The sequence below is a fragment of the Tenacibaculum tangerinum genome (assembly GCF_029853675.1).
GTDB lineage: Bacteria > Bacteroidota > Bacteroidia > Flavobacteriales > Flavobacteriaceae > Polaribacter > Polaribacter tangerinum_A.
In genome coordinates, this window is the sequence record NZ_CP122539.1 from 345,468 (window position 1) to 362,027 (window position 16,560).

A 16,560-nucleotide genomic window follows, 5' to 3' on the forward strand; every position below is an offset into this window, starting at 1 on the left:
GAAATGGCATCTATAGAACAACAAGCAAAAGGAAATAAGCAAGGAGAAGTACGTTACTTAACTCCGCTTGATATCGAAACTAAAAAGGAAGCTAAATACTGTCGTTTCAAGAAAAACGGTATTAAATACATCGATTACAAAGATGCAGACTTCTTAATGTATTTAGTAAATGAGCAAGGTAAAATTTTACCAAGACGTTTAACAGGAACATCATTAAAATATCAACGTAAAGTGGCACAAGCTATTAAAAGAGCTCGTCACTTAGCTTTAATGCCTTACGTTGGAGATATGTTAAAATAATAAAGAAGTAGAAACATGGAATTGATATTAAAACAAGACGTAGAAAACTTAGGTTTTAAAGACGATGTTGTAACTGTTAAGAATGGTTACGGACGTAATTACCTAATACCTCAAGGATATGCAATTTTAGCTACTTCTTCAGCTAAAAAAGTGTTAGCAGAAAACTTAAAGCAACGTGCTTATAAAGAAGCTAAATTGATAGAAGATGCTAATAAAGTGGCAGAAACTATCAAAGGTTATGAAATTAAAATAGCTTCTAAAGTAGGTTCAGGAGATAAATTATTTGGTTCAGTAAACAACATTGATGTTGCCAATGCGTTAGCTAAAGCAGGAACTGAAATCGATAAGAAATTTATCAAAGTTACTGGAGGTAACGTAAAGAGATTAGGAAAATACAACGCTTCTGTACGTTTACACAGAACTGTTGTAGCTGATATTGTATTTGAAGTAGTTGCAGAAAACAACTAAGTTTTTGATACACATTCTTAAAGTAAAGAGGCTGCCTGAAAAGTAATTTCAGGCAGTTTTTTAATTTCAGTCAATAAAAAAACCGTTTTTGACATCATTATCGCATATTCCAAGGCTTTAATCATTTTATGAATGAGCCTACTAAAAACTAAAAACTAAAAACTCATAATTCGTAATTCATAATTCCTAATTGAAACAAAAATCTTATAAGAACCCTTTTTCTTTAGCTATTAAAATCAAATCGCGGTCATCAGAATTATCAACGCCAAATAGCTTCGCCATATGTCGTTTTCTTTTTTGTACGGCAGCCAATGATAACGGAAGAATATTAGGTAGTTTGTTAACACGATTGCCAATAGACAATTCATACAAAATTTTTCGATCTAAATCATCCAAGAAATAATCTTTCGAAACTTCACTCCGCATTACTTTCATCACCGTTTTACTGTAATAAGGAGGGTCGTTGAGCACCGTATTGATCGCCTGCACTAACTCAACAGGAGTAATGTCGTTTTTAACTAAAAAACCATCAGGATTTACATTTTTTAAAATGCTGTGCACCCGATAATTATCGTTAAACGTAGTAGAGACGATAATTTTAGATTCAGGGAGTTTTTCATTGATAATTAAGCCTAGATCTTCACCCGACAAAATTCCTTTTTCCTCAAGCGGAGGGAGGCTAATATCTAAAAATATAATTTCAAAATGTTGCTTGGTAAACGTATACTCTTCGATAATTTTATCAGCATCACCACAATTGTCAACGATCTCAATGTGAAAAGAAATGTTTTTATTCTGACTTTCAATAAAAGAAAAAGCACTTTTATAGGCTTCTGATATGAGAGGGTGATCGTCAATAATTAAAGCATGATACTCTTTACTGTACATCATATAATCTAAAAGGAATTTTAATAACAAGCGTAGTTCCACGATGCGGTTTAGATATAAACTCTAAATCACCACCTAGTTTTTGTACCCTTGTTGTAATATTTTTTATACCAATTCCCTTTTTCTTTTTCGTAATATCGAAACCAATTCCGTCGTCTTTCAACGAAATAAGAAGTTCTTTATCATTTTTTGAGACGTCTAAGATAACACTTTTTGCTTTGGCATGCTTAATAATGTTTTGCAATGCTTCTTGAACAATACGATATATATTCGCTTTGGTGATGTTATCAATCTCATCCCAAGGAATAGTTTTCTCAGAATTAAGCTCATACCTAAAATTACCAATAGCACTTTTATCTTTTAAAAGTTCTGATAATAGGGTGGTAAAGTTAATACTCGAGTTGTCAAAACTATCACTTAATTTATGCGATACATCTCTAATTTCTTTTTCAATTTCTTGCAGCTCATCCAAATATGTTTGGTGTTTTTCTTGCGTTTCAGGCTGCATTTGCATAGCTAAAAACCCCAAACTTACCCGAGTACCAAAAAGTTTCCCTAGAACCCCATCGTGTAACTCTGCCGAAATACGATTGCGCTCGTTAATGCGTTCTTTTTCTAATTTAGCCTGCTGTTGTAGGGTTAATAGATATACCTCTTCATTGGCTTTTTGTTGTGCAGCTTCGAATTTTAATTTTTCGTTTTTAGCTTTTTGCACTCGTAAAAAATAGAACAAACTTAAAATTAAGAGTCCCCCTATACTGGTTACAAGTATCCAGATACGTTGTTGGTTTAAACGTTCGGCTTCTGCAATATACTCGTCGGTTTCGAACTCTATGCGGGTAAATTTGTTTTGTATTCTACGTTCGGCACTAATCAGGCTGTCGTTAAATTCAATATAACGGTCTAAGTATTTTTTAGTATTTTTTGAGTCTAAATTTGCGAGTTGATTTAAGGTTGTTAAATAGTCGCCTCCATTTTTTAATTCTTTCGCCAATACATTGGCTTCTTGCGCATATTGTAAGGCTTTGGTAGTATCTTTGATATATTTATAATAATCGGAAATATGGATTTTTGAGGTTAATACTCCTCCTTTATTTTTTAAGCTGTCTCTTAAAAATAATGATTTGAAAAAATCCCTCTTAATACCTATTGTGTCTTTTGAAAGAAGTTTGCAATAGGCCCTATTATCAAGAACTCTAGCATAACTCATCGCTTTAGTATTATTTTTTAGAGCTTTATTATAATAGTCAAGAGCTTTATCATATTGTTTTTTTTTCAGATAGATATTGCCTATATTATTATATACTGGAATGTATTTCGGCTTAGATTTTTCTTCGTCAAGTTCTTTTAGGTATGATAAACACTTTTCATAGTACTTTAAAGCCATATCATATTCTTTGATATCTTTTTGTAATAATCCTAAATAATTGTATGCTGAATATAAGTATTCATAGTTTTTTAATTCATTAAAAAGTTTTATGGCTTCAATACTTAGGATTTCGCTACCTATATAATCCCTATATCTGCCTTTTATGTTTGCCATTCCAAATAATATTTTTGAAGCTTCGTCTTTAAAGCCACCTTTAATAAAGTTTTGATAGGCTTTATCAAAGTGAAGATAGCCTTTGTCATACATTTCTAACTTTACATAGTAAGTAGCATAATTCCAATTGACATCGCCCAGAGCATAGGTGTTGTTTATTTTCGTAGCTAGCTCTAATGCTTTTTTATTCACCTTAAAAAAGTTAGTAGTGTCTTTTAATTTATAATATTCATACGCAATGGAACTAAGTTCCAAAGGCAACTTTTTATGGTGGTTAGTAATATAATTATACGACTTGAGTAGCAATTGTTTTCTTGAGGAATCATCTAAGTTTTTCTTTTTAGCTTCTTTCAACCATATTTCAATACTGTCTTGTTGTGTTGTTTCTTGAAAGAAAAAAGAAAAACAACATAAAGGTGCAAAAAAAGGAAAATGAAACTCCAAAAGTTTATTTTAAAATATCTCAAGATTGTTGATTTTTGACAAAGCTAAAAAAAAGCCTTTAACAAAACTGTTAAAGGCTTAGAATTATAGGAAATGATTAGTTTCCTTTGGTACCATCACTACCCGTTCCATCACCATCACCCGTATCAGGAGTTGGAGTTCCATCATCGGTTGTAGTGTCTCCGATACCTGAAACTAATTCAGTGTTTTGAGTAGTGTTGGTTGGTATGATATCTTCTGTTAAATCTGTACAACTTGTAGTTAACAAAAATAATAGCGTGATTAATAGTGTGAATTTTAAAGTTCTCATAATTTCAATTTTTAATAGTTGACAATAGTTTTCCTGGCCGCATTTTGCGGCTTACATAGCATCGAAATAAATTTTCGAATAAATCACCTTAGCTTTGAGTTAAGGCAATAATCATCTAGCCCAAGTGTTTGGGTAGTAGGTAGAATTCAATTGATAAACAATCAATTTTTTGAAGATGCATTACTACTAAGGCCTATTGAGTACAACAGACTTCAGGAAATTCTACTTTGTCGTAAAGGAAGCGTTTGCAATTTTGATGTGAACGCTAGTTGATTTTGATTCTAAGTTACTCTTATTGTAGTAACCAATGAATGTAAATTTAGTAAGCGTTCTTGTTTAATGAGTAAACGTCCTTTTTCATTTAGTGTGTGCAATTTTAATGTTTTTCATAGCTGTTAATTTTGTTGTATTAATATACGAAAAAAAACGATTCGTACAAGTTTTTTAACTTTTAAAATATGTTTTTTAATAAAAAAAGACGCCTTTTTTAATAAAGACGCCTTTTTGTGATATATATTACTACAGAATTGTTGCTAATTCCTCATTAAATAGTGTGCTACACAATAAACATCTTTGTCTTTTCTTGCTCTGTAATCAGTTCCTTCTATATGAGGTAAACTGAACTGCATGTTTGCGTTAATTAATTTCATTGTTTTAAATTATTTGTTGTTTTACTAATTAAGTTTTTCTTAACAAGTATGGTACAAATATACGAATACTTTTTAATAAAACAATAAATTTTAACATTTAAAATATTGAAAACCAATAAGTTAGGTTGTTTTAAGGTGCAGGCTGGCTGTCCGGATTTTATCCAGATACCTATTGCTTGTGCAACGTTTTGTACGTTAGTTGCTTAGAGTTCAATTCTTACTTTTTATATGTTTTGTACTATAATTTCATTTTCTTCAAAAAAAATATAAAAAAAAGCGTCCAACAAATTTGGACGCTTTTTATATCACTAGTTTTTATAATTAAATCATATACGATTTTTGATTATAATTGACATATAACGTCCGATTTCGAAAGATTCCTGCATCAAGATTCTCACGAAAACTACATTTTGGTATTGCTACCCATTGTGCTATATGTAAATTCATTTTTTTCATAAAAGCAAATATACATAAATTTTTTATAATCCACGTTTTTTAAACATTTTGTTTAATTTTTCAATTTTCCCTATGATTTTGGTAAAAAAGTAAGTCAGTGACTTACTAAAAGTAAGTCACTGACTTACCAAAAATAAAATTAAAGGGTTTAATTTTGGCATGGATACAAACTTAAAGCCTTCTTAGTAAGGTCAAAAAGTAACAAGTTTGCTTTTTGTCGTCGGGGAAAATGCTATAAAAAAGAAAACAAAGTGAATTTACTATACCCAAAGTAAAAAAATGAAGCAGAATAAAAAAAACGCCCACTTGGCGTTTTTTTTTGTTAAAAATGTCATTCTGAACGACAGAGAGGAATCTCACTCATATAAGTAACTCATAGTTTTGAGATGTCTTATTACTCATAACTTCGCTCTGTAGGCATGACATTGTATCCCAAAATCGCATTAACAAAAGAAATTAAAGACTTCACAGCTTGCTGAAAGTTTTGAAAGAAAAATTTGCTTCGCTTTTTACAGCTTATAGCAAACGCTTTAGAATAGTTGAGAGCGTTCTTGTTTTTTTAATGTAATTTTGGCTGGTGGTTTCGACCAAGTCTAAATAAATTAACGTAAAATGAAAAAACTACTCCTACTCATAGCCGTAACTCTTATTACGATGGCATGTAAAAATGAAAACAAAAAAGAAAGCAGTATAAAAGAAGAAACTAGCGAAGTAACTTACCCAAAAGTATTGGGAGAAGTTTTTGAAAAGCATGGTGGAATTAATCAATGGAAGAAAATGAACACCTTGTCATTCACACTAAAAAAGGAGGAGCATACGATAGACTTACATTCACGAAAAACAGCCGTAAATTCACCAGAATATTCTTTAGGATTTGACGGAAAAGAGGTATGGATACAGCAACAAGATACTACTGCGTTTAAAGGAAATCCTGAATTTTATTATAACTTATATTTTTATTTCTATGCCATGCCTTTTGTATTGGCTGATGACGGCATTGTATATTCAGAAACAACACCCTTAACTTTTGAGGGAATAACCTACCCAGGAATAAAAATTTCTTACAAAGCGAACGTAGGAACTTCACCAGATGATAATTATTTTATATTTTACCATCCAGAAACCAAACAAATGGCTTGGTTAGGGTATACAGTTACCTTTTTTAGCAAAGAACCAACTGATGCTTATAAAATTATACGCTATAACGATTGGGAAAATGTAAACGGTTTGGTATTGCCGAAATCTATAACTTGGTACGCTAAAGATGAAAACGGGCAACCCATAAAACCAGCAAAAGAACCTGTTGAGTTTACAATGCCTTTGTTAACTGAGGCTACCTTAGCTAATAGTTTCTACGAAAAACCAGTACAATAATTAATGAACAAAAAACAACGCATGGACAAAAAGTATATATGGAAAAAAGAATACACACTCGTGTTAGTAGCGAATGCACTGTACATTATATTATTTTACTTTATTACTAACATATATACAACATAACCCATGCAGTTAATAGATTGGATTGTTCTTTCGGTAACCTTATTGTTTATTGTTTTATACGGAGCTTGGAAAACCAGAGGAAGTAAAAATGTTGAAGACTTTATAAAAGGAGGAAACGAAAGTAAATGGTGGACGATTGGTTTATCTGTTATGGCAACACAAGCCAGTGCGATTACCTTTTTATCAACACCCGGACAGGCATTTCATAGCGGAATGGGCTTCGTGCAGTTTTACTTCGGATTGCCCATTGCCATGGTAATCATTTGCTTGGTATTTATTCCTATTTATCACCGATTAAAAGTATATACCGCCTACGAATATTTAGAAGGTAGGTTCGACCAAAAAACACGAACGCTAACCGCCATTTTATTTTTAATTCAGCGCGGATTGGCAGCAGGAATTACCATTTTTGCGCCTGCCATCATACTCTCAGCAGTATTGGGCTGGAACTTAATACAACTTAATATTATCATTGGTATTTTGGTTATTATTTATACCGTATCTGGAGGAACAAAGGCGGTGAGTGTTACCCAAAAGCAGCAAATGGCGGTAATTTTTGCAGGAATGTTTGTCGCTTTTTACTTGATTTTACACTATTTACCTGACGGTATTACCTTTACCAAAGCTCTAGAAATTGCAGGAGCTTCCAATAAAATGAAAGTACTTGATTTTTCGTGGGATTTAAACAATCGTTATACGGTTTGGACAGGTATTTTAGGCGGAACATTTTTAATGCTGTCATACTTCGGAACAGACCAAAGCCAGGTACAACGCTACTTGTCAGGAAAATCGTTGCGAGAAAGTCAATTAGGATTGATTTTTAACGGACTCCTAAAAGTACCCATGCAGTTTTTTATTCTGTTGGTAGGAGTGATGGTGTTTGTATTTTATCAATTCAATCCAGCACCGTTGAACTTTAATCCGAAAGCAGGCGAAGCCATCGCAAATTCAAACGCTGAAATCGTTGAACAATATTCCGCATTAAACCAGCGACATCAGTTCATTGAAACTGAAAAAAAAGAGTTGCTCTTTGAAGGTTTAACACCAGAAAATGTGGTTAAAATTAAAGAATTTAACGAAGAAGATAAAGCCCTAAAAGAAAAAGCGAAAACGATTATTACCGAAGCAAATCCGTTGGTAGAAACAAATGATAAAGATTATGTTTTTATTCATTTTATTCTGCATAATTTACCTAAAGGATTGATAGGTTTGTTGTTAGCGGTAATTTTATCTGCCGCGATGTCATCCACTGCGTCCGAATTAAACGCTTTGGCAGGAACCACCGTTATTGATTTATATAAGAGAAACACTAGTAAAGAACATAGCGAAGCACATTATGTAAAAATGTCGAAATGGTTTACGCTAGGGTGGGGTATTTTGGCAATTTTGGTCGCCTGTGTAGCCAATTTGTTTGATAACTTAATTCAGTTGGTGAATATTATTGGTTCAATTTTCTACGGAAATGTATTGGGAATCTTTTTATTGGCATTTTTTGTAAAGTTTGTCAAAGGAAATGCCGTATTTATTGCAGCAATTATTACGCAAGTTATCATTATTGCAGTTTGGTATATCGATTGGTTGCCTTATTTGTGGTTAAATGCTTTGGGCTGCGGATTGGTAATGTTGTTGGCAGTACTTATTCAATTACTTTCTAAAGAAAACTAACTTTTTTCTATTCGTAAAGCATCAATAATGTCAGAAGCAATTAATGCGTTGTAGCCTTTTTTACAAGCGGCTTTATCTCCTGCTTTTCCATGAAAAAACACGCCCAATAAAGCAGCATATAAAGGCGAGTAACCCTGTGCCAGTAAGCCTGTAATAATTCCTGTAAGCACATCGCCGCTGCCCCCTGTTGCCATTCCTTGGTTTCCAGAAGTGTTGAAATACAAATTTCCTTCAACAGAAGAAATCGTAGTATAGGCATTTTTTAAAACCACGATGCATTGATGTTTTTTTGAAAAAAGAAGTTGCTTTTGAAAACGCTCTTTTGAGGTGTTGGAGTTTCCTACCAACCTATCAAACTCTTTGATATGCGGCGTTAGCATCGAATTTTTTGGCAGTAAGGCTATCAACTCTTTATGTTGAGCTAAGATATTGATAGCATCAGCATCTATTACTAATGGATGCTTACTTTCTGATAGTAACTTTTTTACGACTTCTACCGTTTTTTTGTCCGTATGGAGTCCTGGACCTATGCCGAGAGCGTCGTATTTCGAAATTTCTGGTAGCTGGGTTACGAATTCTTCATGCTCATCGGTTACACACATCGCTTCTGGAACGGAAGATTGTATAATTTGATATCCGCATTTGGGAACATACGTAGTGAGTAAACCCACACCACTGCGCAAACAAGCTCTCGAAGAAAGTACCACAGCACCTATTTTTCCGTAAGAACCAGCAATGATCAAGGCATGTCCGTAACTTCCTTTGTGTGATTGGCGAGGTCTTGGGACCAAAACCTCTACAATTCGTTTGTCTAGCAGGTAATGGTTACTTTCTTGTTGTTGTATAAACGTTTCATCTAAACCGATGTCAACCGTTTTCCAATTTTTTACAAAATTTCCATGTTCAGGAAAAAAGAAGGAACGTTTTGGACGTTGAAAACTTATGGTAAGGTCAGCTTTTACAATGGTGTCTGCATCAGATACCGCATCGCAATAGAGTCCTGAAGGAATATCGACAGCATACACTATCTTATTAGCTTCATTCATCTTTTTTATAACTTCCTGTGTAAAACCAGTTATAGGTTTAGATAGTCCTGAGCCAAAAATAGCATCGATGATGATATCGTATGCTGAAAAATCAGGAATATCACTTACCGATTTAATAACGATGCTATCGTCAAGTTTCTTAAAATTCCTGTTGCAGTCTGGAGCAAGCGTTTCTTTTAGTTGAACTAAAAAAGGTTGCACATGAAAACCCTTGGTTCGAAGTATTCGGGCAATGGCAAATCCGTCACCCCCATTATTTCCAACACCCCCAACGACTGCAATTTTTTGGGTAGGTTTTAGCAGGGGTTCAATAGCTTTTGTAAATGCCAACGATGCTGCTTCCATAAGAGCCAAAGAAGTGATTCTTTTTTTAGTAATGGTGTATTCGTCGGCTTTTCGTATTTGTGAAACATTGAGTATTTTTTGAAGCGTATCCATGTAAGAAATGTACGATTTTTATAAGGATCGTCAAAATAGTTTTCAGGTGTTAGTTTTGAGTTTTTAGTTGTGAGTTGTCAGTTAACAATTCAACAATTCAACAGTTCAACAGTTCTGCAACAATTAAAGATGATCAGTTGTCATTGTTCATTGATACAAATTATTAGTAAAACACTGTGAATTATAATTTTGTTATATTTGAAAACAATTTTCTAATAGAGAGTGTGTGTTTTGTAAACAAAACTCAATATCGAATTTTGTTTATAAGAAATAGTGATAAAAGAATAAGCGATTTAAGGTAGTTTATTGTATTCGGTCATTTACCAAGCGCATAATACGCTCAAACTGCTCTTTGAGTCCCATATCAGAATTGTCAAACTCAATGGCATCATCGGTCATTACTAGCGGAGAATCTTTTCGAGTAGAATCTATCCTGTCGCGTTCTTGTACATTTTGTAAAATATCTTCGTAATTCACTTTGTCTCCTCTGTCTAGCAATTCTTTATAGCGGCGAGTAGCACGTTTGCTGGCAGAGGCAGTCATAAACAATTTGAGTTCAGCATCAGGAAAAACCACCGTTCCTATATCACGCCCATCCATTACAATGCCTTTGTTTTTACCCATTTCTTGCTGTTCGCGTACTAACTTTTTTCTAATTTCAGAAATCTCAGCAACCTTGCTTACCAATTTAGAAACTTCAATAGTTCTAATTTCTTTTTCAACATTTACTCCGTTTAAATACATTTCGGCAAAGCCAAGTTTTTTGTTAAACGTGAACGACAAAGAAATAGCAGGCAACTCTTCAATTAAACCTTTTGAATCGAAATGATTTTCCGAAATATAACCATGCTGCATGGCATATAAAGTAACGGCTCTGTACATAGCGCCTGTATCTACATAAACGTATCCTAACTCTTTCGCTAATTGTTTGGCAATGGTGCTTTTTCCTGTAGATGAAAAACCGTCAATAGCAATGGTAATTTTCTTGGTCATGATTCAAAAAATAGAAAACAAATATACGGTAGAATTTTTAAAATAAAATATAGTTAACCTGTGATTAAATGGGCTCGGAGAGTAGTTTTTTTTTGAACTGTTAACTAACAATCTAAGTCTCTGCTATTCAAGGTTGAAAACTTTAGTTGCTAGTTCAAAATAGATTTTATATCTTTCATCATTAATTTTGTTAAGTTTGTAGCCGTTTTTTTAATAAAAACTATAAATTTGATTTTCTTAAACATCCCCTTAGATGAACAAGTATACTAAAAGCATTTTATTACTTTTAGGAGCACTGATGTTATGTGTAACTAGTGTTGTATCTCAGACTTTATTAAAGCCTGTTTTACAGTTTACGGCTGCATGTAATGGGGGACAAACAGACTTTGGAGTACAATTTCGTTATTCAGAAACTGCTTTTAACAGCGATAATGTTTTTACTATTGAACTGTCTGATGCCGACGGTAATTGGGATAACCCAACGAACGTGAGAACCATAACTGAAGAAAATGATACGTTTACTTTTACCAAATCTTTCCAATTGCCCGATAATACATACGGGACAAACTACAGAATACGCTTGGTAGCCACTTCACCTGCAATGACGAGTCCAGATTCAGATCCATTTGAGGCGTATAAATATCCAACAAGTACACTTATATTAAATAATTTTGAAAATGTGTATTTATGTGGTAGTGGTTCTACTGAACTTACGTTGAATACAACTCAAAATGGTGCTTACCAATGGTATCGAGATGATGTATTGATTACAACGACTGCCGAGCCTAAATTAATAGTTTCTGAAACAGGGAAGTACCAAGTAAAGATAGATTACGGATCTTGTGGTTCTAAAGATTCTACTTTAGTAGATGTCGTGATATTGGATGAAGGAGACAGTCAGATAAAAGGAAACTCAACCATTGAAATATGTGGCGACGAATCACATACGTTCGAAGCCAATGTGTCGTACCCTAATTTGACCTACAATTGGTATTTAGACGATACCTTGGTAAAATCATCTAACGACCCTACGTATACCACACCAACCACAGGGCAGTTTGGTACCTACCGTTTGGTAATTGATACAGGGGAGTGTACCACTACTTCAAATAATGTGGTATTGCAACAGCAAACTACTGCAGGGTTTGAGGTAACTACGCAAGGTGCACTTACTAGAGCTATTTTAACAGGAGAAGCCATAGAGTTGTGTATTAGTCACGATGCTTCTTCAGGCAGTATTCAGTGGTACAAAGACGATGCGCCTTTAGCAGCAAGAACACAGCCTTGTATGAATGCAACAGAACCGGGCGTGTACTATGCACGGGTAACCGAAAGTACTGGTTCTGCCTGTGATGCAGTAGTAGATTCAGAAAAATATACCTTATTAGGCATTAAGTCATTCAATGCCACTATAAGAACCGATACAGCTTACGAAGCATGCAACGCTGCGAATACAAATTTAAGTATTGTTGGGGTTACAGCTATTGCCGAAGACGACAACGAATACGACTTAACTGCGAGTCAAATTGAAGCATTGAATTATCAATGGAATAAAGATGGCAACCCTATATCAGGAGAAACCAATGAAGAATTAGCGCTAAACTCTTATCTAGATAGTGGTTTGTATACCTTACGGGTAAGCGTTTTTGGAGCAGAAGGAGTTTCTAACGAATTAGAGATTCAGTTGGTAGAAGTGCCAGAGGTAACGTCATCTTCTAATTCTAATTCGTTGTGTGCGGGTTCTTCGATAACGTACACAATAAATAATGTAATTGCTGGTTATACCTATCAGTGGATAAAAGATGGTACAGAAGACGTAACTCCAGCCGACCCTCAAGTATTAGAAGTAACAGCAGCAGGAACATATGTGTTAAACTATGCGGGTTATGGATGCGATAACGAACTGAACCCTATTGTTGTAGTTCCTTTTGACGACTCGGCAGTAACGATTACGCCTTCAGAAATAGTAGTGTTAGAATCTGGAAGTTCAGCAACGATTGTAGCGTCTGGCGGAGAAGCATATCAATGGTATCAAGGAGAAGATACTTCAGGAGTGTTGTTATCTACTACAGAAGAATTAACAGTAACGGCTCTAGGCTTTTATACCGTGTTTGTACAAGTAGGAAACTGTTCAGTGATACGAACTATTGAGGTAGTAGAACCTGACGGACAAATTATAGTGCCTAATATTGTGTCTCCGAATCAAGACGGAGCTAACGATACATGGAAATTGTCAAACACGTATGCGTATCAACCCAATGTAGAGGTAATACTATACAATTCGAACGGTAGAGAAATTTTAAAGACAACCGATTATAAAAATGATTGGCCAATGGAGAGCTTAGGGAATCAAAAAATATTTTATTATAAAATTATAAAAGACGAAAAGTTAATTAAAGCAGGTACCATATCGGTAATAGATTAAATTATATGATTAGAAAAATTACTATATTGATTTGTGTTTTATTAAATGTGTTTGCAATACAAGCACAATTTTCTGATAGTGGGCAGCTACACAATAGTTTTAGCTCTCGCAATTTCATGAAATTTAATCGCTTTTTAACGGTACCTACTTTTTCAGCGCTTAGAGAGGATAAAACTTCTCTTTCTGCTATTGTTAGAAATAGTAATGTAGCGTTTGAAGACAATCCTAGATTGTATTTGGCAAGTTACTCCGGAAAAATGCGGGAAAATGTCGGAGCTGGTTTAGCGATATACCAACAAGAAGTAGGAGTATTTAAAGATTTCGGTGCCTTAGCTAACTATGCGCACCGTTTGCAGTTAAATGAAACGATGGATTTAACGTTTGGCTTTAACTTTATATACAGTAGAAGAAGTGCCGATGGATTGAAAGTAAACTCGGTAGACCCTGAACCGCAAATCTCTAATTACCAAGACATACCCATTGTAAATTTTCAGCCAGCCATAACTCTTTCAATAGGAAGATTTGATGTAGGAGTGTTTTTTGAAAACTTACTAGACTATAATTTAAAGAATAGCGAATTAGCGACTTCTTTTGGAGAAAAAACATTTTCAGGGCATGCAATGTATTCGTATGAACTAACATATGCAAGAGGTCTTTTTGAAGGAACAGATGTACGAGTGCTAGCCATGGCAAGAAAACCAGGAGATGGTGAGTTTGGTTATGGTGCCAATGCGATTATCGATTTACCTAAAGCAGGTTGGTTAAAAGCAGGATACGATAACAACTATGGTATATCTGCAGGGTTAGGAGTTAATTTATCTGATAATTTATCGATAGGGTTTACCTATGAAAAGAATAGTTTTGCTGCAACCAATGAGGTAGGTTTGATTTATAGTTTTGAAAAAAATCATTTACAAGACAGCGACCTAAAAGAAGAACAGGTAGTGTAAAAGTAAACCTTCCAGAAAGAACTCCTATACGACAGGCTGAATATGAGAATCCAGAGCACAACGATTTATCAGACGAAATTCTTAGAGCGCAAGATTCTATAAATATTTTAAATAAAAAGATAGATGAGGTATTGCGAATACTTAAAAATCAGCCAGCACCTAAAACAACAACAAATACTGTAATAATTAGAGACTCAGCACAGGCAAAAGATACATCATTACGAAGAAGAACAAATGCCCCATGGCGTAAGAGTACCATCACACGTTCGGGTGGTGGTGGAGGCACCATGTATTATGTTGTTTCCGATCAGTTTAGAAGCAAAGAAAACGCAGAAGCCTTAATTGAAAAATGGGCACGTTTAGATATTGAAGCAAAATACGTGTTCGAACCTCAAAAGAAAATTTACTATGTTTATATTGAAAGGTTCGCCAAAGAAGAAGATGCAGAAGAAGAAGTAGATGACTTCAACGATAAAACGCGTTTGTTCGAAATGAATAACAGTAAGAAAGACAATTCAACGATTGAAGTAAAGAAAATAACTAAAGACCCCGTTTATGTGGTTAAAATAACCTTAGGAACTGGTGAAGGAGGTAGTTATGAAGAGCCTAAAACACAGCCTCCTGCAAGAGTAAGAACTATGAAGGTTAAAGGCGTAGCACCAGGATACTATTTACAGGTATATGTAAATGGTAACAAAGCGTTGGCAGATAGAAACGTAGATGAATTAAGAAATGACAATATAGATGCAGATTATTTTGTAAACCCCCAAACAGGATATATGCATACCTATATATTTAAAACAAACGATAGAGCAGAAGCTATTAAAATGTATAACACAAATTTAAACGGAGCCTTTTACGATCGTAAGACGATAGTACATATAAAATAACTTACAACTAATTCCCCCTTGATATTATGAAAAAAATCATTACCCTGTTAATCCTTTTGCAAATCACTGGCCTGTTTTCTCAAGAAAGAGAACTAATCGAAGGGGTTATGCAAAAAGATCAAGCCAAAGCAGATACCCCCTTTCAACTAAGAACGGAGCACACCTTAAGAGGTAATTTAACCTTTATAGCCAACAATACTTTAAATAGGTCAAACAATGGTAACGGTCAATCGGCTAACAATCCGTATAATGGTAATGGATCTAACAGTGACCATAACGGAGCATCAAATATGGATTATATCGATATCGATTCTGATCCAACTACCTTTTCATCAAGTAGTGCTACCTTAAACCTACCGAACTGTTCAAAGGTAACGTATGCAGGGTTATATTGGGCGGCAATATATCCATATGAAGAATGGAAAGATGAAGAATTTGGAGTAAATACCAGAGATGATGATTTTAATGAAATGAAGTTCAAATTACCGGGAGCTTCTAATTATATTGATGTTGTTGCAGATAAGTTTGATGCAACAGCTAGGGAATTAATTTATGACGATGGAATTACTACTGAGAAGCCTTATGTATGTTATAAAGATGTTACAGGTTTAATACAAGGGTTAGCAAACCCTAATGGGGTGTATTACGGCGCTAACATAAAAGCTACCAAAGGAAGAGATACTTTTGGAAGTAGTTTAGGATCTTCAGCAGGCTGGATATTGGTGGTGATTTATGAAAACGAAACAGAATCAAGAAAAAAATTCTTTGTTTTTGACGGTTTTGCGACTATTAAAGTAAATGAAGGTGAAGATGAATCAGTTTATGATGTGCCTTTTTCAGGTTTTACTACAATACCAACAGGACCAGTTGCAGCTAATTTTTTAGTTGGTTCTTTAGAAGGAGACCAAAAAATAGAAAATGATAGATTTGAATTACAAGATACTTCGGGTAACTTTCAAAAGTTAACCACAGGAAGTCTTAATCCTATAGACAATTTTTTTAATAGCTCAATTACCTATAATAATTCATATTTAGGAGGCAGAACGCCAGACAGTGAAAACACTTTGGGGTTAGATGCTGACTTTTTTGAGCTCAATAATCCATCCAATAGTTTAATAGGGAATAACCAATCCAGTGGGGTCATGCGTTTTTCTTCAACGCAAGATTCCTATTGGCCCTTTTTACTAGGATTATCGGTAGAAGTAATAGAACCTAGTATTCGTTTGGTAAAAACCATTGATGACGGAATAGACCAAGGTTCTTAATAATTTAGGAGGAACCGATGTTGACCTAGGAGACTACTTATGGTACGACATCAGTTTTCAAAATGTAGGTACAGATGATGCTATCGAAACGGTTATTATCGATAGGCTACCTAAAAATGTTAGCCTGTTAGAAAGTGACATTATTTTACCACCAGGAGTCACCTACACTTACGATCCTCCTACCTTTTTGAACGAATTTAGAGGAGAGTTGCGTTTTACCATACCAGATGGTTTTGTTGAACGAAATGACCCTGCTTATAATATAAGGTTGCGGGTGCAAGTTGCACCCAACTGTGCAGCATTAAGAGACGTGTGTTCTTAATATTATT

Annotated in this window: 13 protein-coding genes and 1 pseudogene; 9 read left to right on the forward strand and 5 right to left on the reverse strand. The window is 34.4% G+C overall.

The window, feature by feature from the left end:
• Positions 1 to 3 precede the first annotated feature (3 nt).
• Complete coding sequence (gene rpsR / locus P8625_RS01525; protein ID WP_028892048.1) at positions 4 to 300, forward strand: 30S ribosomal protein S18; 297 nt, start codon at positions 4 to 6, stop codon at positions 298 to 300.
• 15 nt (positions 301 to 315) lie between these two features.
• A complete protein-coding gene (gene rplI / locus P8625_RS01530) occupies positions 316 to 768 on the forward strand; it encodes a 50S ribosomal protein L9 (RefSeq protein WP_279651742.1) in 453 nt (150 codons plus the stop codon).
• Between the two features lie 204 nt (positions 769 to 972).
• On the opposite strand, the gene P8625_RS01535 is transcribed toward rplI, so the two are convergent.
• The 3 genes from P8625_RS01535 to P8625_RS01545 all read right to left on the reverse strand — a co-directional run bounded on the left by P8625_RS01535 (position 973) and on the right by P8625_RS01545 (position 3,953).
• Complete coding sequence (locus P8625_RS01535; protein WP_279651743.1) at positions 973 to 1,659, reverse strand: response regulator; 687 nt, start codon at positions 1,657 to 1,659, stop codon at positions 973 to 975.
• Positions 1,646 to 3,643 carry a tetratricopeptide repeat-containing sensor histidine kinase gene (locus P8625_RS01540; protein WP_279651744.1) on the reverse strand — a complete coding sequence of 666 codons (1,998 nt, stop codon included), beginning with the start codon at positions 3,641 to 3,643 and terminating at the stop codon, positions 1,646 to 1,648. Before P8625_RS01540 ends, P8625_RS01535 begins: the two co-directional genes overlap by 14 nt.
• A gap of 97 nt (positions 3,644 to 3,740) precedes the next feature.
• Positions 3,741 to 3,953 (reverse strand): hypothetical protein, encoded by a 213-nt coding sequence (locus tag P8625_RS01545; RefSeq protein WP_279651745.1) that lies wholly within the window; start codon positions 3,951 to 3,953, stop codon positions 3,741 to 3,743.
• Between the two features lie 1,718 nt (positions 3,954 to 5,671).
• Here P8625_RS01545 and P8625_RS01550 point away from each other — a divergent pair.
• Positions 5,672 to 6,433 carry a DUF6503 family protein gene (locus tag P8625_RS01550; RefSeq protein ID WP_279651746.1) on the forward strand — a complete coding sequence of 254 codons (762 nt, stop codon included), beginning with the start codon at positions 5,672 to 5,674 and terminating at the stop codon, positions 6,431 to 6,433.
• Positions 6,434 to 6,562: 129 nt separating this feature from the next.
• The gene (locus tag P8625_RS01555) at positions 6,563 to 8,224 is read left to right on the forward strand and encodes a sodium:solute symporter (protein WP_279651747.1); all 1,662 of its coding nucleotides are present in this window, start codon (positions 6,563 to 6,565) and stop codon (positions 8,222 to 8,224) included.
• On the opposite strand, the gene P8625_RS01560 is transcribed toward P8625_RS01555, so the two are convergent.
• Both P8625_RS01560 and cmk read right to left on the reverse strand, forming a co-directional pair.
• Positions 8,221 to 9,708: an NAD(P)H-hydrate dehydratase gene (locus P8625_RS01560; RefSeq protein WP_279651748.1), complete on the reverse strand. Its 1,488-nt coding sequence runs from the start codon at positions 9,706 to 9,708 to the stop codon at positions 8,221 to 8,223. The two genes, P8625_RS01555 and P8625_RS01560, sit on opposite strands and share 4 nt — an antisense overlap.
• A gap of 303 nt (positions 9,709 to 10,011) precedes the next feature.
• Entirely contained in the window at positions 10,012 to 10,701 is a 690-nt protein-coding gene (cmk, locus tag P8625_RS01565) for a (d)CMP kinase (RefSeq protein WP_279651749.1), read from the reverse strand.
• 253 nt (positions 10,702 to 10,954) lie between these two features.
• Here cmk and P8625_RS01570 point away from each other — a divergent pair, with 253 nt between their 5' ends.
• The 5 genes and pseudogenes from P8625_RS01570 to P8625_RS16320 form a co-directional block, all read left to right on the forward strand.
• Positions 10,955 to 13,126: a T9SS type B sorting domain-containing protein gene (locus P8625_RS01570; RefSeq protein WP_279651750.1), complete on the forward strand. Its 2,172-nt coding sequence runs from the start codon at positions 10,955 to 10,957 to the stop codon at positions 13,124 to 13,126.
• 5 nt (positions 13,127 to 13,131) lie between these two features.
• Positions 13,132 to 14,076, forward strand: a complete 945-nt coding sequence (locus tag P8625_RS01575; RefSeq protein ID WP_279651751.1) for a PorP/SprF family type IX secretion system membrane protein — start codon at positions 13,132 to 13,134, stop codon at positions 14,074 to 14,076.
• 131 nt (positions 14,077 to 14,207) lie between these two features.
• The gene (locus P8625_RS01580) at positions 14,208 to 14,966 is read left to right on the forward strand and encodes an SPOR domain-containing protein (RefSeq protein WP_279651752.1); all 759 of its coding nucleotides are present in this window, start codon (positions 14,208 to 14,210) and stop codon (positions 14,964 to 14,966) included.
• 26 nt (positions 14,967 to 14,992) lie between these two features.
• Positions 14,993 to 16,231: a hypothetical protein gene (locus tag P8625_RS01585; protein WP_279651753.1), complete on the forward strand. Its 1,239-nt coding sequence runs from the start codon at positions 14,993 to 14,995 to the stop codon at positions 16,229 to 16,231.
• 25 nt (positions 16,232 to 16,256) lie between these two features.
• Positions 16,257 to 16,553 (forward strand): annotated as a pseudogene (locus P8625_RS16320) (hypothetical protein); the annotation flags it as partial.
• Between the last annotated feature and the right edge of the window lie 7 nt (positions 16,554 to 16,560).

What these genes read in the sequence shown, in the direction of transcription:
- rpsR (WP_028892048.1), top strand. Translation starts at nt 4, where the DNA reads ATGGCATCTATAGAACAACAAGCAAAAGGAAATAAGCAAGGAGAAGTA.
- rplI (WP_279651742.1), top strand. Translation starts at nt 316, where the DNA reads ATGGAATTGATATTAAAACAAGACGTAGAAAACTTAGGTTTTAAAGAC.
- P8625_RS01535 (WP_279651743.1), bottom strand. Translation starts at nt 1,659, where the DNA reads ATGATGTACAGTAAAGAGTATCATGCTTTAATTATTGACGATCACCCT.
- P8625_RS01545 (WP_279651745.1), bottom strand. Translation starts at nt 3,953, where the DNA reads ATGAGAACTTTAAAATTCACACTATTAATCACGCTATTATTTTTGTTA.
- P8625_RS01550 (WP_279651746.1), top strand. Translation starts at nt 5,672, where the DNA reads ATGAAAAAACTACTCCTACTCATAGCCGTAACTCTTATTACGATGGCA.
- P8625_RS01555 (WP_279651747.1), top strand. Translation starts at nt 6,563, where the DNA reads ATGCAGTTAATAGATTGGATTGTTCTTTCGGTAACCTTATTGTTTATT.
- P8625_RS01560 (WP_279651748.1), bottom strand. Translation starts at nt 9,708, where the DNA reads ATGGATACGCTTCAAAAAATACTCAATGTTTCACAAATACGAAAAGCC.
- cmk (WP_279651749.1), bottom strand. Translation starts at nt 10,701, where the DNA reads ATGACCAAGAAAATTACCATTGCTATTGACGGTTTTTCATCTACAGGA.
- P8625_RS01570 (WP_279651750.1), top strand. Translation starts at nt 10,955, where the DNA reads ATGAACAAGTATACTAAAAGCATTTTATTACTTTTAGGAGCACTGATG.
- P8625_RS01575 (WP_279651751.1), top strand. Translation starts at nt 13,132, where the DNA reads ATGATTAGAAAAATTACTATATTGATTTGTGTTTTATTAAATGTGTTT.
- P8625_RS01585 (WP_279651753.1), top strand. Translation starts at nt 14,993, where the DNA reads ATGAAAAAAATCATTACCCTGTTAATCCTTTTGCAAATCACTGGCCTG.